The sequence below is a fragment of the Delftia sp. SD018 genome, assembly GCF_017355445.1.
Lineage (GTDB): Bacteria > Pseudomonadota > Gammaproteobacteria > Burkholderiales > Burkholderiaceae_C > Comamonas > Comamonas acidovorans.
Map to the genome: position 1 here is coordinate 104737 of NZ_JADDRN010000016.1, position 19585 is coordinate 124321.

The window sequence follows — 19585 nt, forward strand, 5'->3', positions numbered from 1 at the left end:
CGCTGTGCACCGGCTTCACCATTGCATCTGCACACAGGGACTGATGGCAACATCGCCGCGCCCGCCCTTCGCCACCATGCCCAGCGCACCCAAGACCCCGGACCAGCCCTGCCGACAGGCAGTCCCTGCGCAACACTGCGCCATGGTTGCGCGCACCGATGTGGGCCGGCGCCGTGACAACAACGAGGATGCGGTCACCATCCACCCCAGCGCCCAGCCCTGGCCCATTGCGGTGCTGGCCGATGGCATGGGCGGCTACAACGCCGGCGAAGTCGCCAGCGCCATGGCCATCAGCCTGGTATCCGTGGCACTGCAAAGCGTAGCCACCGAGGCGCCGGCAGCCAACACTCCGCAAGCCCGCCAGGAATTGCAGCAGTCACTGGCCAATGCCTTGAACCTGGCCAACGCCGCCATTCTTACGGCTGCCCGGGAAACACCGGGCTGCCGCGGCATGGGCACCACCATCATTGCCGCAGCCCTGCTGCCAGGTCTGCTGATGCTCGCCCACCTTGGTGACTCGCGGGCCTACGGCTGGCGCGAGGGTCAACTGCTGCGCCTGACCCGAGACCACACCTGGCTCCAGGAAGAAATCGACGCAGGCCGCATCCAGGAGCACGAAGCCAGGCAATCCGGCCTGGGCCACCTGCTCACCCAGGCCCTGGGCGTCACGCCGGACGTCACGCCCGATTTCAATGAGTGGCCGCTACAACCCGGCGACCGCATCCTGCTGTGCTCCGACGGCCTCACCGACATGCTCGATGACCAAGCCATCGCCGCCCTGTTCACCCAATGCAGCCCGCTGCCCGTCTTGCTGACCTCGCTGCTCGCCGCCGCCAATGAAGCCGGCGGAAACGACAACATCAGCGCGGCGCTGATCGAGATACACGCCAGCCCTCCCCCTGCAGCCAGCACCTCCCTCGATTGAGCCCACACAGCGATCGACGGCAGATCCCAACCGATGGACGCGCTTGCCTGCACCGCCCTCGCAGGTTCCAATTGTTAAAAATGATTGCAAGTCCAACAATCAGGAAAAGACAATCCATAGTCTGTATCAAATACCATGGCAGACCTCGGCGCGCGCAGGCCGCAGACATAATATTTAGATACACCCCAGCTCCGGATCGCCCAGTGGATGGTGCAACCCGGGCATAACAAAGGAACTTTGAGCATGCCGACCCTGGTCATCTCCATCGACGGCGCCGTCATCAAGGAAGTGCAGCTGGCCAAGGAGCGCACCACGCTGGGACGCCGCCCCTACAACGACATCGTGATCGACAACCTCGCCGTCAGCGGCGAGCACGCCGTTCTCAGCATCGTCGACGGCACCGTCATCATCGAAGACCTGCGCAGCACCAACGGCACCTATGTCAACGGCCAGCCCATACTGCGCCAGACCCTGAACCACGGCGACCTGCTGGACATCGGCAAGTACAAGATCCGTTTCGTGCAGCAGCAGGTCAGCGCCTCCTCGCGCTCGGCACTGGCGGCCATTGCCGCAGCAGTGGAGGCAACCCGCCCAGCCCCCTTGGCGGAAGACCTGCCATCGCAGTTCAGCACCCAGACCCCCTCAGGCTTCGACCACACCCTGCCGCCTTCGATGGCTGGCTTGGCCACGCGCCAGGCTGCCATCCGCATGCTCAACGGCAACGCCGCTGGCCGCGAAGTCCCCTTGGTCAAAGTCGTCACCACCCTGGGCAAGCCCGGCGTGGCGGTCGCCTCCATCACCCAGAAGCACCACGGCTTCGTGCTGGCCCAGCTGGAAGGCGACTCCCCCAGCCTCAAGCTCAACGGCCAGGAAATCGGCCGCCGCGCCATGCCGCTGCAACATGGCGACACGGTGGAACTGGCAGGTACGCAGATGCAGTTCCTGGTGGCGTGAGGGACCCTCTTGATCCACTGACAAGGTTCGCTGTTGCTTCGTTGGCAAGCTCACCATCCTTGACAAAAATGTCACGCAAAATTGGATCGATTTGTCAGAGAATGTCGACCACCCGTGTAAGTTGCAACCAAACAATACACATGCGCGAACCTTGGCCTCAAGGCGCAACTGGCACGGCTCTTGCTCGATAGAGCATGCAATCAACCCCCTATGAGGAGAAGTTCATGAAGCGTTCCATCCAGCAAGGTTTTACCTTGATCGAATTGATGATCGTTGTGGCGATCATCGGCATCTTGGCAGCAGTTGCGCTGCCGGCTTATCAGGATTACACGGTGCGTGCCAAGGTTTCAGAAGTTATCCTTGCTGGCTCCGCGTGCCGTACTTCCATTACTGAAACTATCCAAAGCACCGTAGGTACTACTCTTCCGGCTGCTGATGCTTGGGGCTGCGAAACAGTTAACCCGAGCAAGTATGTGGCCGCTATCAACACTACAAATATTGGACTGGTCAAGGTTACTTCCAGTGCCGCTGCCGATTTGAAAGAGGCAGCCAGCAAGATTGTTACCCTGCAGCCTATGAAGAATGCGACAACTGCCTTCACGAACACGGATGTCCAGACTACGGTTTTTGGCTGGCGCTGTGGAGCTACAGGTGATGGCACGACTCTGCCCCCCAAGTACCTCCCCGGCTCTTGCCGCGGTCAATTCTAAAATCGCCAATGGCCGGAAATCCTAATTTCCAGGCGATGAATAGAATAAGGAGTCATGGACCTTAAAACCATGTAAAAAAGGGGCACAAGTCGTGCCCCTTTTTCTTTTATCAGATGATCATGATCACCCGCTGATCCAAAATATATTACTTCTGATATTTCCCTATCAAGATACAGCATATCGTATTTTCAATTTTCATTTATGGAATTAACTGTATTAATGCCGTGCCTCAATGAGGCAAAAACCGTTGGCAAGTGCGTGCGCGACGCCATAGTGGCAATGAAAATGGCTGACATACAAGGCGAAGTAATTGTTGCGGATAACGGCTCTACTGATGGATCTCAAGAAATCGCCTCTGCCGCAGGCGCTCGTGTCGTATCCATAGCCGAGCGCGGTTATGGTGCAGCTCTGATTGGAGGCATTCATGTCGCAACGAGCCACTACACAATCATGGGCGATGCAGATGACAGCTATGATTTTTCCCAAATTGCATCATTTGTATCTGCTCTAAGAGAAGGCAATCAACTAGTTATGGGAAATCGCTTCAGAGGGGGTATTTCTCCTCGAGCAATGCCGTTGTTACATCGCTATCTTGGCAATCCTGTATTAAGTGCTTTGGGACGGATTTTCTTCCGCCTGCCTGTTGGCGACTTCCATTGTGGATTACGCGGCTTCGAAACCCAAGCCATAAAGAATCTCCACCTACAATCCCCTGGAATGGAATTTGCCACAGAAATGATAGCAAAAGCCTCGTTCGCAAAGCTTCGAGTCACTGAAGTGCCAACCACACTAAGACCGGATGGACGTGGTCGGCCGCCTCATCTTAGGACTTGGAGAGATGGTTGGCGGCATCTCAGATTCATGATGCTTTTCAGCCCAGCTTGGCTTTTTATGGGCCCAGGGCTTTTCTTACTAATGATCGGCCTGATTGGCCTAGGAGCCCTTTGGCAAGGTTCCATCGCCTGGGGATCAGTAGGTTTTGATATACATACTATGCTTTTTTGTTCTGCAGCAGTAATGCTCGGCTTTCAAGCGTTGCAGTGGGGCGGTATGGTGCAGTGGCTCTCAGTAGCTTCTGGAATGAAGCCACCGAAAAATGGATTTCTGCAATGGCTGGAAAAAATAATTACGCTTGAGCATGCGCTTATTTTTGGATTCTTACTATTAGGAATTGGATTTTTTTGGGCTTGGGAGCTATTTGTAGATTGGGCAGCAACGGACTTCGGGGCCATTGACAGCTCTAAGATTCTCCGACAAGCAATTATTGCAAGCACAACAATGGTAGTAGGACTGCAATCGATTGGTGGAAGCCTCTGTGCTGCAGCACTAAACGTCGTGCTGCAAGGCGGATTCATAAAAATCCGGAAATCACAGAAGATACAATATTAGTCAGCAAAACTTAAAATGTCAGATTCTGAAAATATTGAGAATATAAGTTACCCGCCTTTATTGGAATGGTCTGGTGCGTCAGCAGCATTGGCGATAGCCACTTTCTATTGGATAAACTCACTCGGCGGGCTATCATTAGGGTGGGATACATTGAATCATCACCTTTATCTTGGCTGGATGGCTATTGAAGGCAGCCGCTTACAGCAGGATGTTTTCGCAGCCGGCTCAATGTCTTGCCAATATCCATTTGCATATGGCCCGCTGTATTTTCTTCAATCACATGGCGCAAGTGGACAGCAGGCAGCAATTGCTCTAGCAATTCCTTCTATTGCCACTGCCCCCGCAGTATGGTTAATCACTTGGTCCCTCATACCTCAAAGAAATATCCATGCAAGCTTGGCACGGATTTCATCCACAGCATTGGCATATCTATCACCACTATGGTGGTCGCTGCTGGACAGTACATCTAATGACATACTTTCTTCTCTCCCGATAATTTGGGCATTTTCACTAGTAATCTGGAAATACTCTTGTGAATCACAGAATTATTATAATCACAAGAACTTCAATTCCTTAGCATGGACATTTATTGCAGGAGTACTCGCCACCACTTCTATAGTTCTAAAGATGAGCAATATCTTTGCAGGACTTGGACTGCTGGTCCTCAGCTTGGTTTCTGCAAAAACGATCTATACAGCATTAGCACGTCTTCTTGCCTTAGCACTAGGTGGCTTGCTGGTGACTTTTTTTCTATGGTGGCCTTGGGCTCAACAAATATGGAGAGACTGCGGTAGCCCATTTTACCCAATGTTTACCGACTCTCTTCGCCCTCTCTCCATATATCTACCATGAGTCGCTTTCGTCCTGACGGTTTTTATGAGCTATTAACAAGAACATTCGAGATCCTTGAATTTCAAGCCGGCGTATATGTAGAAATAATCGCACCGGATTTAAGACCTGCGGCCCTGGTACTATTAATCTCGCTCTGCCTCCTATGGATTACTTGGGCACGAAGGAAAGACAAAGATTCCATTATCTCATCCCATATTAAAAATCAGCGCCTGCTTATTTCCATATTATTAGGCTGGTCAGTTTCTTGGATATCTTGGCTCCTTGTCTCTGGTAATGGTCGTTATGCCATCCCCATGTTAATCTTTTCGGGGCCATTTTTCAGCCTTCTGCTATGGCGATTACCTATTCGCAAGGATTGGTTCTGGCTTGTTTTGACAGTAATCTTTGGAGCCCAAGGAATGCTTTTGAACAGTTCATCCCCTTCTCAGGGGTGGTCTATGTTAAAAACACGCTGGGCAGCGCCAGATCCATTCCCTAGCATACAAAGCCTACTGAGCCCATTCGAGCCAGACGTTATTATTACGCCGCAATCTCAAACAATGATGGCCCTCATGGTCAACACGCCGATAGCGAAAAGTTCCCAATTTGTCGCCTTAGATTTTGCGCAGGCTATGGGTAATTATTCACCAGAACACTCAAAGGCTATGAAAACCATTAATCAATCCCAACGCCCCATTCTCTTGGATTCTTTCAGTTTAGATTTCGCACTCAATAAGAATATTATTTATAATATTTGGCAAAGACGTTACGAAAATCTCTTAAATCAATACGGCCTCTCCATTGATGAGTCCAGTTGTAGAAATAAGATATCGCCATTGAACGTAATGCAGATAGCTTGCAAATTGACGCACACCAAAATAAAGAGCACCTTGGTCATCAACCCTGCCCCGCAGGCAAAATATTCGATGGAAAGGCTTATTCGTCTATGCGGAAACTCCCTGTGGCCCCTAGGTGCCAAGCATGTACTTCAAGACGGTAGTTTGGTACAAATATTCCGAGAATCACGTTATACGTTCATTGCAACTATCGATGGAAGCTTGTACGTACGGCGGCGTCAAGACATCAATTTTGAATTACGATGGCTTGGTCATAATGACACTAGGCCATGGGAATCAATTCAATGCAATCAAATTATAAATGGAGGATGGCTAAATTAGAAGATAAATCATTTTCAATTCTAAATATACTTTGGATTTTATCTTTAATTTCTATTGCAAGTCTCTCTATTAATACACATCAAATATGAAGACCATTATCTCATCAATAGAACGAAAACAGAAAAATCTTATTTATGAAATCAGAAATCACTGATGAAGATCATACAAATATCTCAAATCAGATAACATCTGATGTTAAGTCTCAGTATTTATTAATATTTTTGCAGATGGCTTATCCAGCCATATTTTCTGCACTTATCATTGGCATATATGGTATAGAGGAATACGGAAAATTTGCACCTCTTTTAGCCGTATGCAGCACTATTTCCATAGTAATAGATTTTGGCTCCGGTATTTTTCTTCCTCTGCAAATTGGAAGACTCACTAACATACAGATCCAGAATCGGCAATTTGCCTCAGTAATATTATTCAGGTCAATAGCAGGGACACTAGTTGCAATTGTAGGATTCTTGATATCAGGATATATTGTTAGAAATATAGACACAACTCTGACAATTTCCCTTATTGCCATCACCATAGTAGCAAGCATTCTCTCTCACCAAAGCAGAGAGTATGCATTACAGAGAATTTCGAGATTTGCCGAGAAATCAGCCATATTTCGCTTTATTTTCATATTACTCATAATTATTCTCTCGGCATTTAAAGTAGATGCAGCATATTTACTTTCAATCTATTTGACATGCTCTTTGGTAGTATCAGTTTCTACGGCAGACCGTAAAATATTGAAGATACTGCTAGATGACCGTGTTGTACGATGTCTACGAGTTACTTTCGTCCGTTCCATATATCATGGGCTAGCATTTACTTGTGGAAGTATAACCCTACAAGTACCTCATCTAGTCGCAGGCGCCATGCTGAATCCTGTTCAAGCAGGCGCCTTGCATTTAGGTGCAACGTTAATCAGGGCAACTTGCAGTATGGCCGCACCTATTGGAATCTCGACTTACGCCGCATTAAATCGAAGCAGATCTCTTGCATCTGGATATATCAAATCAGTCGGAACCAAGCTCCAGCAAGTACAGGTATATGTAGCATCTTTCATGTCGATAGCATTACTAGTCACCGCAATCTTCATATTCAAATATAGATCATCATCTCATGATAATAGTTTTCATATCTTGGCAGGAATATTAATAATCCAATTCACATTGCCACTTTTGACCACGGCCTCACAATTAGCAACCTTCAATTTTCTGTCAAAAAAACCCACAACACGCGTACATTTCTTAATAAACAGCATTGGACTGGCCGCACTTACATTGGCATGCATAGGGGGCGCTATCATCTTAAATGTCTACGGTATTTCTTTTGCAACGCTTATATACGAATTTGTTGTGGCCATCATCTGCATAAAGATAAATTCCTCCCTTCGATAATAAATAATGTTTATCGATTTATAGCATTGATTTATATGAATAAAATTCTCATTGTAGGAGCAGGTCTTTCTGGTGCGACCTGCGCAGCAGAGTTGGCTAATGCAGGTTTCGAGATAACTGTCCAAGAGGAAAGAAGCCATATTGCGGGAAATACTTTTGATGAATATGACTCGCATGGTGTCTTGATCCATAGATATGGTCCTCACATATTCCATACCAATAGCATCAAAGTCTTTGATTTTTTATCGCAATACACCTCTTGGCGAAGATATGAACACAAAGTATTGGCGAAATACAAAGAGAACTACTTCCCAATCCCTCTCAACATCACATCCATAGGTCATTATTTCGGCAAAAATCTCAAAACTTCAAAAGATTTAAATAACATCTTGCAACCACTTAGAGTACCAAGAGATGCAATCAAATCCAGTGAAGATTATCTGTTGGCGGCAATCGGCGTTGAGCTGACTGATGCCTTCTTCTCGGGATATACAAAGAAGCAATGGGGATGTGGTCTTGAGGAGCTTGATGCATCTGTCGCAGCGCGAGTGCCCTTTCGCGACTCAGTTGACGATAGATATTTTCAGGACAAATATCAGGGCATTCCATCAGATGGCTATACAGCCATGGTCACTCGTATGCTAGATCATCCTAGAATTAAAATTGAGCTTAATAAAAAGGCTACATCACATGATTTTGGAGACTATGAACATATTATTTTTACGGGTGCGATAGATAGACTTCTCAACTATCGCCATGGTCGGCTTCCTTACCGCTCCCTGCAGTTTTGTTTCGAGCATCACCCAAATATTGAACTATTCCAGCCAGTAGGAACCATTAACTATCCAGATATAGCGGATGGCCCAGAGACAAGAGTAACAGAATTCAAGCATCTCACTGGACAGGAAATTGATGGAACGACAGTGGTGCGAGAGATTTCTACAGATAAAGGCGACCCCTATTACCCTATACCAACGCAAGCCAATCGCTTGCTTCATGAAATATATGTTTCTGATATTTCACATTTAATGCCAAAAGTGCATCTCGTAGGCCGTCTAGCAGAATACAGATACTACAACATGGATCAGGCCGTGGCATCTGCATTGGCATTCACAAAGAGATTCCTTCTTCAATGATGAATAGAAAAATTTTCGTCGTTTGCCCAGGTGGAGTAGTGACAGGAGGACCTGAACTGCTTCATCAACTCGTCCATGAGCTCCGAGAAATTGGTCTAAATGCATTTATAAGCTACTATCCATTCGAAATTGAATTCAAAACTCCAGAACCATACTCCTCTATCTACAATATTACCATTGCCAAGCCAGAGAAGTCTGAGCACAACATTATGGTAATTCCAGAATCAGCTACACGATTGGCAAAAAAATACGACCCCATGCAAATTATCATATGGTGGCAATCTGTTGATAATTACTACCGCATCCCCCCTCAGAAAGGTTGGCGTTCTTGGGTACCAATCACTTTAGCAAGCCGCCTTGCCCGAGCACCTCTTAATTCCCTAAGGAGATACACTCATTTAGCACAATCTGAATATGCCAAAGCTCATTTAAGGGCGAACAACATATCAGCACGTATGCTTGGAGATTATTTGACTAAGGCACATGAATTAGATACCTCAGAGATTTTTCGATCAAACTCTGTGGCATTTAATCCGAGGAAGGGCATGAAGATTACCTCCAAACTGATTAATGCGCTCCCTCACGTAAAATTTCAAGCTATAGAGAACATGACGACTGAGCAGGTCAATAATATTTTACGCTCAGTAAAAATATACATAGACTTTGGAGAGCATCCTGGGAAGGATCGACTACCGCGTGAAGCAGCTCTTGCTGGGGCCTGTATTATCACAGGAATGGCAGGTGCAGCCGCCAATGCTTTGGATATCCCAATACCCCAATCTTATAAACTCAATAGCTCTTCAGAAAATTTCATTGCGGATTTTGAACTACTCACATCAAAAATATTTAATAACTTCGAGCAATCAACAATTGATTTCGAGCAGTATAGAAAGAAAATCCTACAAGAAAAGGAAGAGTTCAGCATTCAATGTAAAAATTTATTCCAGATGAATATCAGTGATATCTAATCGACCACTTAAATACTCCACGACAAGAAGAAATTTTAAGACCCAAACACCTCCCACTCCCTGCCGAACAAGGCTTTTACATTTTAGAAATTCGTACACTATTTTTAGCTTGTGACCTGAAGTGAGATTTCTCACGCACAAAAAATCCTTGGCACGCTCATTTTTCAATCTTTTATTGAACAATACATAAAATGTCTTCAATTGCAATATCATTATCCTGCACCAAGGCCTTCGCCATAGCAGGCGCATAATATTCTTATACCGACCCAATCCCGCGCCCATTCCAACCATATTTCCGCCGTGCTGTCGATAAAGCATGGAAGGTTGTTTATCGAAAATAACGGTACCAAATGCACTTATGCACAAGTACATCCACCAATCATGATAAACAATAGGGAATTTTCTTAACATTTCGTAAGGAATTGATCTTAAAACATCTAATGCCTTCCGATTAACTGCTGTTGTGCATCCTGTGGCAATGTTTTCACAGACTGCATTCCAAAATACTGGAGGTTTCTTGAAGTCTGGAGATAGTCCAATTGGCTTCATTTGCTGATCAACTAATTGTAAACGCGAGCAATAAAGGCAAGGCTCATTCCTATTCTTCAATGCACGACGTGCTTTTAGCAACTTTCCGGGCAACCAGATATCGTCTTGATCGGCAAGCATGTAAATTGAGTACGCGTTCTCAATGTTCGAAATCAACCATAGAAAGCTCTTTGAAAAACCAATATTCTCGCCGCAAACAAATACTATGCGAGAATCTTTGATCGAACCAATTAGATCAGCTGTATTATCAAGAGATCCGTCATCTCGAATAAATAGCCGGTCACAATCCCTCATTTGTAGAATGATAGATTCAACTTGCTCTAGGACATAGCCTGCACCATTGAATGTTGACATTAAAATAGCAGTAGGACAATCCGATGAATCCTCGTCAGGATTTTCATAAAAATCATATAAACTCTTATTATCTTCTTTATTTAACTTCATAGTCTCTAGTGAAGATTAATGTTAAGCGCGCTATATATCAATGTCACTTTATAAATCCAAATGACAATCCTATCAACATATTTTGAAAAATACAGATTCAAACTCAATGCATTTTTTATACATCTTGGCATTAGTCTTTTATTGGTACTTTCTTTAACCACAGCAGTAATCCAGCTATGGTACCCTTATCCCTATAGGGATATATCCTCAGGACTTGAGCTAATCTTTATAATTATAGTCATCGATATTCTTATCGGGCCCCTCCTTACATTTATAACTTTCAATAATAAGAAATCTCGTCGTGAATTTTTCCTAGACTTTGGGATAATTGGGGTATTACAGCTATCTGCATTGATATATGGTCTCTGGACGGCGGCGCTTGCACGACCCGTTCATATCGCGTTTGAATATGATCGTTTCCGTGTAGTTCACGCTTCAGAGATTCCCACCGAATTACAAAAAAAAGCGCCACCAGAACTTCAAAAATTACCATGGACAGGTCCAACATATATTTCTCTACGTTCGTTGAAGGCCGAAGAAAAACTAGACAGGACGATGATGGCGCTTGGCGGCATACCTCTTTCTGCTCAAGCTGATCTATGGCGCCCGTATCAGCATGGACAACGTGCTATATTGGCAGCCAGCCGACCTGTATTGGATTTGATAAAACGCTTCCCTATACGGCAGTCAGAAATTCGAAGTGTGATAGAAGGCACGGGGCAGTCTTTTGAAAAATTAGCCTATATTCCCTTGGTTTCTCGGAATAAAATTTTTTGGACTGTAATTTTGAACACTGAAGACGCAAAAGTCCTAGCATATCTACCACTAGATTCGTTTTGAATTTAAGAGTAACTCATTTAGTCAACTAGCATTTTCTATGCATAGTAGACTTCGAATTAAATTTTAAATGTCTTCCCCCCCCGCTTCTTCGCCACCCTCACCCCCTCCATCACCATTGACTTGTCCACCGCCTTGCACATGTCATAGACCGTGAGCAAGGCCACCTGCACGGCTGTGAGCGCCTCCATCTCCACCCCGGTCGGGCCAACGGTCTCGACGGTGGCAAGACAGCGGACGGACGACGTTTCGGGCAACAGTTCGAAATCCACTGCCACCCGCGTCAACGCCAGCGGATGACAAAGCGGAATCAAGTCACTGGTCTTCTTGGCAGCCATGATGCCGGCGATGCGCGCAATGCCCAGCACGTCGCCCTTCTTGGCGGTGCCACCTTGGATGATGGCCAGCGTGGCGGGCTGCATGGTGATGCGGCCTTCGGCGACCGCGATGCGGTGGGTGGCAGGCTTGGCGCCGACATCGACCATGTGGGCCTGGCCCTGGGCGTCGAAATGGGTGAGGGAAGACATGTCACAACTCCAAAAAATGCACGGGCCGGTCTACGGCAGTCCTGACACATTGGTCAGTCCTGCCATGAACGTTTGGCGAACCGAGGCATCATAGTGGGGTGTTTCACCGCCCCGTGCCGATGCACGGGCCCGGCCCCTTGGTTCTTACCTGCCCATGCGCCCATCACGCCTGAAGACACGTATCGCCGTCGGCCTGCAGCTGCTGGCGGCCTCTCTCACCATCGCAACGCATACACCGGCACAGGCCCAGTTGCGCTTGCCCACGCTGGGCGACGGCGCGGCCACGACGACCAGTGACGAGCGGCGCCTGGGTGACCGCATCATCCGCTCGCTGTACCGCGATCCCGATTACATCGACGATGCGGTACTGCAGGAATATGTGGAAGGCATCTGGCAGCACCTCGTCGATGCGGCACGCACGCGCGGCGAACTGTCGGACGAATTGGAAGAGCGCTTTGCCTGGGAAATCCTGCTGGGGCGGGACCGATCGGTCAACGCCTTTGCGCTGCCCGGCGGCTATCTGGGGGTGCACCTGGGCCTGATCGGCGTGGTCAGCACGCGTGACGAGCTAGCATCGGTGCTGGCGCATGAGCTGAGCCACGTCACCCAGCGGCACATTGCGCGGCTCATTGCCCAGCAGGGCAAGCAGACGCCGCTGATGATCGGCTCGATGATTCTGGGCGCGCTTGCTGCCAGCCGCAGCCCCGATGCCGCCATGGCCATGATGATGGGTGGCCAGGCGCTGGCCGTGCAGAACCAGTTGAATTTTTCGCGCGATATGGAGCGCGAGGCCGACCGCATGGGCTACGGGCTGATGGCGCCGGCAGGTTTCGCGCCACAGGGCTTTGTGACCATGTTCGACAAGCTGCAGCAGGCCAACCGCCTGAATGACAACGGCAGCTGGCCCTATCTGCGCAGCCATCCGCTGACCACGGAACGCATGGCCGACATGCATTCGCGCCTGCCGCGTGGCGTTGCGCCTGCGCCAGCGCCATCCCTGGAACACGTGATGATGGCCGCACGGGCCCGCGTGCTGTCGCGCCCCGGCGTGGATGTGCTGCGCCAGTGGGCCGAGCAGCCGCGCTCCACCAGCTTTGGCACCCAGTCCCCAACCCAGCAGGTGGCACAGCTATATGCCGCCACGCTGAGCGCCGTGCAATTGCGCGATTGGGCCGAAGCGCGGGAAATGTCCGGGCGGCTTCAAGTGGCAACCGCCGCAGATGCCGGCGCCCAGCGGCAGGCCAGGCTGCTGCAGGCCGAACTGGAGCTGACGGCCGGCAAGCCCGGCGCCGCGTTGCAGGCGTTGCCACCGCTCTACCTGCCGGCAGCTGCGCCTGCCCAGGCCAATCCCACGGAATCCATCCCCGCCAAGACAACGGAGAGCGGCCCCAGCCTGGCCACCGTCAATGTGGTCGAAAACCGCGCCGTGCGCAGGCCGGAATTGCTGATGCGCACACAGATCCTGCTGCGCGAGCAAGGCGCCGCCAGCATGGCGGGCCCGCTGCAGACCTGGGTGACGGACCACCCGCGTGATGCCAGCGCCTGGCAGTTGCTGGCCCAGGTGCAGCGCGCCCAGGGCCAGGAGTTGCGCGCGCTGCGCGCCGAGGCCGAGGCACAGGTCGCGCACTACGACTACGCGGCGGCAGTCGACCGTTTCAAGGCCGCGCAGGACCTGGCCCGCAAGGGCGGACCCAAGGTGGATTTCATTGAAGCCTCCATCGTGGACACGCGGCTGCGTGCCGTAGAGGAGCTGCTAAGGGAACAGGCGCGCGAGAAGTGATTCGATGGCCAGGCCCAGCAGCGAGTAGATAAGGGCGCCCAGCATGGCCGCCCAGAAGCCCGCGACGTGAAAGCCGCTGAGCAGGCCCGAGGCTGCCCAGAACATCAGTCCGTTGACCACGAAGAGAAACAGCCCGACCGTCACGATGGTCACGGGCAGCGTCAGCACCACGAGGATGGGGCGCAGCACCGCATTGAGCAGGCCGATGACCAGCGCCGCGATCATGGCCGAGCTGAAGCTGTTGACCTGCACGCCACCATAAAGATAGGCCACGACCAGCAGGGCACCGGCGCTGAGCAGCCATTTGATCAGGATTTTCATGCGGGCAGCATAGCAGCAGCCGGCAGATCCGGGTTGAGGCGGCGCACTGGAAACCGTGGACCGGAGAACCCCATGAAAAACGGCATCCCGTTTTTCGGGATGCCGTCCTGAAAGTGATCGCCTGACCAGAGCGGCCAGGCAGACGCCAGCCTTTAGATCATCGCTTCCTCGAACACCAGGCCCATCAGCGCGCCGATGGCCGCCAGCGTTCCCGGAAGATTCCAGCGCCGGCCCAACGGGGCGGCAGGCGCCACGGCGGGAGCCGTGGCTTCCTGCTTGGGGCGGCGTGCATCGACGATCTGGGCCGTGCCGTGCTCCTGCTGGAGCTGGGCCACCACTTCGGCCAGCGGGCCCTTGGCCAGCACCGGCGTGATCCTGCCAGCGCTGTCACCGAACACCGGCAGCAATTGGGCGAACAGCTTGTCCGCCCACTTGCCGCGCCAGCTTTCGCGCGCGCTGTGGCTCACCCATTTGCTGACCCGGTGGGTAATGCGCGGCGCGCAGGCCACCAGCAGCCAGTGCGAAGCCTGGGCCTGCGGCGAGGCGGCCAGGGCCTGTACCAGAGGCAGAGCGTAGGAAGCGTCATCCACGTAGACGATGATGGGGTTCAAAGCAAGTCCTTGTCGAACTGGGTTTGCGGGAGTGGGAGAGGCAGGCGGCCGGGGCCACCCTTGCCATGGATTGTCGCGAATCGGCGCGGGCGGCCCATCGGGCCAACCCGGCGCCCACCTCAACTTTTCAGCGGATCAGGCTCCGTGGGCACCGGCCTTGGGAGCAGGGCGGCGCGAAGCGATGTACTTGCCCAGTGCCAGCACCAGCAGGGCTCCGAACACGCTGGCACCGTACTTGAGCATGTCAGTCTGGGGCAGCTTGACCATCCAGTCCCACTTCTCCGTATTGGCGAAGACGGGGTCGGTGACCAGCATGCCGCCGGCAATCCAGCCCAGCAGCATGCCGCCGGCCACGATGATGATGGGGAAGCGCTCCATCAGCTTGATCACGAGCTGCGAGCCCCAGACGATGATGGGGATGGAGATCAACAGGCCCAGCACGACCAGCAGCATCTGGTGCTCGCCCGAGCTCTGGGCAGCGCCGGCGATGGCGATCACGTTGTCCACGCTCATCACCAGGTCGGCAACGATGATGGTTTTGATGGCAGCCAGCAGCTTGTCGCTGCCCTGGATGTTGTCGTGGCCGTCTTCATCAGGGGCAATCAGCTTGATGCCGATCCACACCAGCAGCAGTGCGCCGACGAACTTCAGGAAGGGCAGCGCCAGCAATGTCATCGCGAAGGCGATCAGGATGACGCGCAGGATGATGGCACCCGCCGTGCCCCAGATGATGCCCTTCTTGCGTTGCTCGGGCGGCAGCTTGCGGCAGGCCAGCGCGATCACGACCGCGTTGTCGCCGCCCAGCAGGATGTCGATGATGATGATTTGGCCCAGGGCCACCCAGAACGGGGCGTGAGTCAGAAAGTCCAAGTCCATAAGGTCCTCGCTGTTGAGTAAGGCCGGCGAGAACTCCTCCCTCCTGGAGAAACACCCACCGGCACAGAAAGACCGATGCAACGCCGCAGCGCCTACCCGGGCAAGGACATGCCTGGCTCAGGGGAGAACACATTGATCGACCGTCATCAGGTCCATCAAAGGTCTTGCTCGGCTGCGGTATGCACCGCAACCCGGAAGGCCGGAAGCTTGCGCTTCGTATTGACGACCATTCCGATGCCGGCACCGTGGCTTTGCAAAAACCACCCCCGCCGGCAGAGAGCTACTCCCCTTCGAACCTGTGGATTGCAACACAAAGCCGCCACGGCACGCAAGTGAAAAAACCCTTCATTTCCACGGGAAGCACAAGTCGCGCATCCCCCAGACCATTTATTCGCCTACCTCAAATGCTTCACTATCCATAGCAACCCTTGAGCCAACGGAGTGTTGCAGCCATGCCCGGCCATGCGCGGGCAGGCGTCTTATCATCGCTGTCCCTTGCCCCTGACCGTCCATGACCGCACTGCACATCACCGACATCGAAGCCGCCATCAACTACTGGCGCGAGCGCCATCCGTCCCCGGACGGCGTGCTGCTGCAGCCCGAAGTACGGGCCCTGGCCGAGGTGTACGCGCTGATGATCTTCTGGCATGAGAGCGAAGTACAGGTTGAGGGCTTTCCCTCGCACGCCATGGCGGCCTGGCTGGCCTGGTACGACACCACGCCCGATACGCCCTGCATCGCCATCTGCTCCACCAGCCAGGGCGACGAAAGATGCAAGGGCTGCGGCCGCAGCTTTGACGAAGTGCAGCTGTGGACCGCGATGGAACCGGCACAAAAGCGGATGGTCTGGCGCAGGATCACGGCAGAGGGCGACTCCTGGCGTTTCACCCGCTATGCAGAGCGTGCGGCCGAGCGCACGGACACATCGCGTGACTCTGGCTGATTGCTGGTTGATTGCCGGCTGATCTGCCGGATACCGCACCGGACCAGTGCGATGTTGCAGACGGCCTAACATCGGCCGCCATGCTGCAGACCGCCGCTTACCGCCACAGCCACCTCTGCCTCCGCCTTTGCTTGCGCCTCACGGCACGTGATGCGGGCGAGACGCGCGTGCCGGCCGGCAAGGCCTGGCCCGCCACGGCCGCGCGCCTGCGCGAGCGTGATGCGGCACGACTGAACATCGGCCCCCGACAGGCCGCACGGTCTTGATGCGCTGCCCTGCGCGGAACCGGGCAGCGTCGCTTCACTGAATCCGCTCTTCTTGCGCCGCCTTCATCCCTAGGCTGAAGGCGGTTGGATTTTCACGCGTCTGCCTGGCCTCAAGGCCAGCCGACGGCCAGCCGACGAAGCGAGCCCTGCCGTGACCTGTCTAGCCCTTGCCCCAGCCGGACCCTCTTTTGCCGCCCCCTCTTTTTCCACGCTCTTGCGCCATCTGCGCCATCTGAGCGATACCGTGGCGCATCGCGCCCTGCCCCGCTGCGCGCCACGCCACGTCACCGAGCTGCGCATCGACGTGATGCAGCCGCTGGTGGAGGGCGAGCTCGAAGCCATTCACGAGCGCCTGTACCAGCCCGGCAACAAGCTCCATGGCCTGGAGCGCCGCCCGTTGCACGACCCGCAGTTCCAACTGCACTGGCGTGAAGCCGATGGCGAATGGTTTGCCTACGTGGAGGACATGGAGCGGCGCTGCCTGGCCGGCTACACGGTGTTCAATCGCCTGGTCGAGGTGGACAAGCGCACCGACCGGCGCGTGCGCTCGCCGCATTCGCGCTTTGCGCCGCATTACCAGCGGCGCGGCATTGCCAGCGCCGTGTATCGCAGCGTGCTGGACAAAGGCACCTGCCTGGTCAGCGGCGCACGCCAGTCGCCGGGCGCCCACGGCCTGTGGAACCATCTGGCGCGAAGCTATGACGGCCGATATGTGGGCATTGCGGACAGCAAGTCGCTCATCCATCTGGGCCGCAATGTGCCGGACGATGTCATGGACCGCCTGTCCACGCGCCGCATGCTGCTGGGCGCGGGCTGGACCGTGGAGTCCTTCGCCCAGGCCGTCCGGATGCAGTTGCCGGGTTGAAACGTGGACTTGAGCGGGAGCCCGTTTACTTCCAGCGCAGCGGCTCGATGAAGACCGTGCCCAGGTTGCTGCTGAGCGTCAGCGCGCCTTCCTGGATGGTGGCCTGCAGCTGCATGCTGCGCTCGGCCAGCTCCGCCAGGGATTGGGATGTTTCGGAGGGAATGCGCCAGACCTGCAGCTTGTTCAGCCGCGCCAGCTTGCCCTCCAGGCCTTTCCACCAGACCTCGGCCGCATGGTGGAAGGCGTAGAGCACCACCGCATCGGACTTGTTGCAGGCCTTGGCGATGGGCTTTTCCTCGGGCTGGCCAACCTCGATCCACAGGCGCTTGGCGCCCGTGAAGTCGGTCAGCGAGACATCGGGGTCTTCGGGATCGGACAGGCCTGCGCCAAACGCCAGCGTGCCGTCGCCCTTGCACATGTCATTGAGCTGGTGTGCATTGAGGGCCAGGGCCACCAGGCGCACCATCATGCGTTCGTCCGTCTCGCTGGGATGGCGCGCCAGGGTCAGCGCATGGTCGGCGTAGTAGCCGTGGTCGATGTCGGCGATGGACAGGTTCGCCTTGAAGATGGTGGATTTGAGGGCCATGAGACAGAACCTATCAAAAACAAGAGCTGCCGCAGCAAGCCTGTGCTTGCATCGGCAGCCCTGAATGGTTGAAGCGCGCCCTTCATGGCGCGGCAAAGGATGGATTAGACGCGGCGGGCCAGCTCGGCCGCCTTGCCCACATAGGAGGCAGGCGTCATGGCCAGCAGGCGATCCTTGTCGGCCTGGGGGATTTCCAGGCCGTTGATCAGGCGGTGCAGGTCTTCGGCCTGCACGGTCTTGCCGCGCGTGACTTCCTTGAGCTTTTCGTAGGCGCCCTGCACGCCGTAGCGGCGCATGACGGTCTGGATGGGCTCGGCCAGGACTTCCCAGGCGTGGTCCAGGTCTTCCTGCAGGCGCTCTTCGTTGAGTTCGAGCTTGTTCAGGCCCGTCATCAGCGAGCTGTAGGCCAGCGTGGCATAGCCCATGGCCACGCCGATGTTGCGCAGCACGGTGGAGTCGGTCAGGTCACGCTGCCAGCGCGAGATGGGCAGCTTTTCGGCCAGGTGCTTGAGCAGTGCGTTGGCCAGGCCCAGATTGCCTTCGGCATTCTCGAAGTCGATGGGGTTGACCTTGTGCGGCATGGTGGACGAGCCGATCTCGCCGGCCTTCAGGCGCTGCTTGAAGTAGCCCAGGGACACATAGCCCCAGACATCGCGCGAGAAGTCGATGAGGATGGTGTTGGCGCGTGCGATGGCGTCGAACAGCTCGGCCATGTAGTCATGCGGCTCGATCTGGATCGAGTAGGGCTGGAAGCTCAGGCCCAGACCCTGGGGCTCGGGCGACTCGATCACCTTCTTGCTGAAGGCTTCCCAGTCGAACTCGGGCCAGGCCGACAGATGGGCGTTGTAGTTGCCGACGGCGCCATTCATCTTGGCCAGGAGCTTGACCTCGGCGATGCGGGCAGAGGCCTTTTCCAGACGCACCAGCACGTTGGCGATTTCCTTGCCCACGGTGGTGGGGCTGGCGGTCTGGCCGTGCGTGCGGCTGAGCATGGGCACGGCCGCGTAGGCGTGGGCCATCTCGCGCAGCTTGGCGGTGATGCCCGTCAAGGCCGGCAGCAGCACGCTGTCACGACCGGCGCGCAGTTGCAGCGCATGGCTGGTGTTGTTGATGTCTTCGCTGGTGCAGGCGAAATGCACGAATTCGGCGGCCTTGAGCAGCTCGGGACGGCCGTCGAACTTGCCCTTGATCCAGTACTCCACGGCCTTGACGTCGTGGTTGGTGGTCTTTTCGATGTCCTTGATGGCCACGGCATCGGCCTCGGAGAAGTTCTTCACCAGATCCTGCAGATAGACGCGGGCGCCTTCGGTCAGGGGCTTGAACTCGGCAAAGCCGGCGTCCGACAGGGCGATGAACCAGGTCACCTCCACCTGCACGCGGCGGTGCATGTATCCCATCTCGCTCATGATCGGGCGCAGAGGAGACAGTTTGGCGGCGTAGCGGCCGTCGAGCGGGGACAGGGCGGAGATGTGCGGCAGATTCATGGGCCGTG

The 19585-nt window shown here is 53.9% G+C and carries 21 protein-coding genes; 14 read left to right on the forward strand and 7 right to left on the reverse strand.

The features are described 5' to 3' along the window. The first annotated feature begins 142 nt into the window (after positions 1-142). From INR38_RS17125 to INR38_RS17165, 9 genes are all read left to right on the forward strand, one after another. Positions 143-925 (forward strand): protein phosphatase 2C domain-containing protein, encoded by a 783-nt coding sequence (locus INR38_RS17125; protein ID WP_207443255.1) that lies wholly within the window; start codon positions 143-145, stop codon positions 923-925. 243 nt (positions 926-1168) lie between these two features. Then, complete coding sequence (locus INR38_RS17130) at positions 1169-1879, forward strand: FHA domain-containing protein (protein WP_013804584.1); 711 nt, start codon at positions 1169-1171, stop codon at positions 1877-1879. A 224-nt stretch (positions 1880-2103) separates the two neighbouring features. After that, entirely contained in the window at positions 2104-2589 is a 486-nt protein-coding gene (locus INR38_RS17135; protein ID WP_207443254.1) for a pilin, read from the forward strand. A gap of 219 nt (positions 2590-2808) precedes the next feature. Continuing rightward, positions 2809-3978, forward strand: coding sequence for a glycosyltransferase family 2 protein (locus INR38_RS17140; RefSeq protein ID WP_242699099.1), 1170 nt, complete (start codon positions 2809-2811; stop codon positions 3976-3978). Between the two features lie 15 nt (positions 3979-3993). Beyond that, positions 3994-4830 carry a hypothetical protein gene (locus INR38_RS17145; protein ID WP_207443252.1) on the forward strand — a complete coding sequence of 279 codons (837 nt, stop codon included), beginning with the start codon at positions 3994-3996 and terminating at the stop codon, positions 4828-4830. Next, complete coding sequence (locus tag INR38_RS17150; protein ID WP_207443251.1) at positions 4827-5987, forward strand: hypothetical protein; 1161 nt, start codon at positions 4827-4829, stop codon at positions 5985-5987. The genes INR38_RS17145 and INR38_RS17150 overlap by 4 nt, the downstream gene beginning before the upstream one ends. Positions 5988-6121: 134 nt before the next feature. Continuing rightward, positions 6122-7384 carry a hypothetical protein gene (locus tag INR38_RS17155; RefSeq protein ID WP_207443250.1) on the forward strand — a complete coding sequence of 421 codons (1263 nt, stop codon included), beginning with the start codon at positions 6122-6124 and terminating at the stop codon, positions 7382-7384. Positions 7385-7419: 35 nt separating this feature from the next. After that, positions 7420-8520: a UDP-galactopyranose mutase gene (glf, locus tag INR38_RS17160; RefSeq protein WP_207443249.1), complete on the forward strand. Its 1101-nt coding sequence runs from the start codon at positions 7420-7422 to the stop codon at positions 8518-8520. Then, a complete protein-coding gene (locus INR38_RS17165; RefSeq protein ID WP_207475980.1) occupies positions 8520-9488 on the forward strand; it encodes a hypothetical protein in 969 nt (322 codons plus the stop codon). Before glf ends, INR38_RS17165 begins: the two co-directional genes overlap by 1 nt. Here the strand turns inward: INR38_RS17165 and INR38_RS17170 are convergent. Beyond that, complete coding sequence (locus tag INR38_RS17170) at positions 9459-10481, reverse strand: glycosyltransferase family 2 protein (RefSeq protein ID WP_207443247.1); 1023 nt, start codon at positions 10479-10481, stop codon at positions 9459-9461. The genes INR38_RS17165 and INR38_RS17170 overlap by 30 nt on opposite strands. Before the next feature lie 60 nt (positions 10482-10541). On the opposite strand from INR38_RS17170, the gene tfpZ reads away from it, so the two are divergent. Next, the gene (tfpZ, locus tag INR38_RS17175) at positions 10542-11321 is read left to right on the forward strand and encodes a TfpX/TfpZ family type IV pilin accessory protein (protein WP_207443246.1); all 780 of its coding nucleotides are present in this window, start codon (positions 10542-10544) and stop codon (positions 11319-11321) included. Positions 11322-11377: 56 nt separating this feature from the next. Here tfpZ and moaC read toward each other — a convergent pair whose 3' ends face one another. Beyond that, positions 11378-11845 carry a cyclic pyranopterin monophosphate synthase MoaC gene (moaC, locus tag INR38_RS17180; RefSeq protein ID WP_207443245.1) on the reverse strand — a complete coding sequence of 156 codons (468 nt, stop codon included), beginning with the start codon at positions 11843-11845 and terminating at the stop codon, positions 11378-11380. 154 nt (positions 11846-11999) lie between these two features. Between moaC and INR38_RS17185 the strand changes: the two genes are divergently transcribed. Continuing rightward, positions 12000-13625 (forward strand): M48 family metalloprotease, encoded by a 1626-nt coding sequence (locus INR38_RS17185; RefSeq protein WP_207443244.1) that lies wholly within the window; start codon positions 12000-12002, stop codon positions 13623-13625. On the opposite strand, the gene INR38_RS17190 is transcribed toward INR38_RS17185, so the two are convergent. The 3 genes from INR38_RS17190 to INR38_RS17200 form a co-directional block, all read right to left on the reverse strand. Next, positions 13599-13946, reverse strand: a complete 348-nt coding sequence (locus INR38_RS17190; protein ID WP_012202791.1) for a phage holin family protein — start codon at positions 13944-13946, stop codon at positions 13599-13601. The two genes, INR38_RS17185 and INR38_RS17190, sit on opposite strands and share 27 nt — an antisense overlap. Positions 13947-14098: 152 nt before the next feature. After that, entirely contained in the window at positions 14099-14557 is a 459-nt protein-coding gene (locus INR38_RS17195) for a hypothetical protein (RefSeq protein ID WP_207443243.1), read from the reverse strand. Positions 14558-14692: 135 nt separating this feature from the next. Continuing rightward, positions 14693-15433, reverse strand: coding sequence for a TerC family protein (locus tag INR38_RS17200; RefSeq protein WP_012202789.1), 741 nt, complete (start codon positions 15431-15433; stop codon positions 14693-14695). Between the two features lie 511 nt (positions 15434-15944). On the opposite strand from INR38_RS17200, the gene INR38_RS17205 reads away from it, so the two are divergent. From INR38_RS17205 to INR38_RS17215, 3 genes are all read left to right on the forward strand, one after another. Beyond that, complete coding sequence (locus INR38_RS17205; RefSeq protein ID WP_012202788.1) at positions 15945-16376, forward strand: DUF3717 domain-containing protein; 432 nt, start codon at positions 15945-15947, stop codon at positions 16374-16376. Between the two features lie 131 nt (positions 16377-16507). Beyond that, positions 16508-16642 carry a hypothetical protein gene (locus tag INR38_RS28885; protein WP_260263915.1) on the forward strand — a complete coding sequence of 45 codons (135 nt, stop codon included), beginning with the start codon at positions 16508-16510 and terminating at the stop codon, positions 16640-16642. Positions 16643-16793: 151 nt separating this feature from the next. Further along, positions 16794-17507, forward strand: a complete 714-nt coding sequence (locus INR38_RS17215) for an N-acetyltransferase (RefSeq protein WP_199961293.1) — start codon at positions 16794-16796, stop codon at positions 17505-17507. A gap of 25 nt (positions 17508-17532) precedes the next feature. Here INR38_RS17215 and INR38_RS17220 read toward each other — a convergent pair whose 3' ends face one another. Both INR38_RS17220 and purB read right to left on the reverse strand, forming a co-directional pair. Beyond that, on the reverse strand, positions 17533-18093 hold the full coding sequence (locus INR38_RS17220) for a YaeQ family protein (protein WP_012202786.1): 561 nt from the start codon (positions 18091-18093) through the stop codon (positions 17533-17535). 104 nt (positions 18094-18197) lie between these two features. Then, on the reverse strand, positions 18198-19577 hold the full coding sequence (gene purB, locus INR38_RS17225) for an adenylosuccinate lyase (protein WP_034389767.1): 1380 nt from the start codon (positions 19575-19577) through the stop codon (positions 18198-18200). Between the last annotated feature and the right edge of the window lie 8 nt (positions 19578-19585).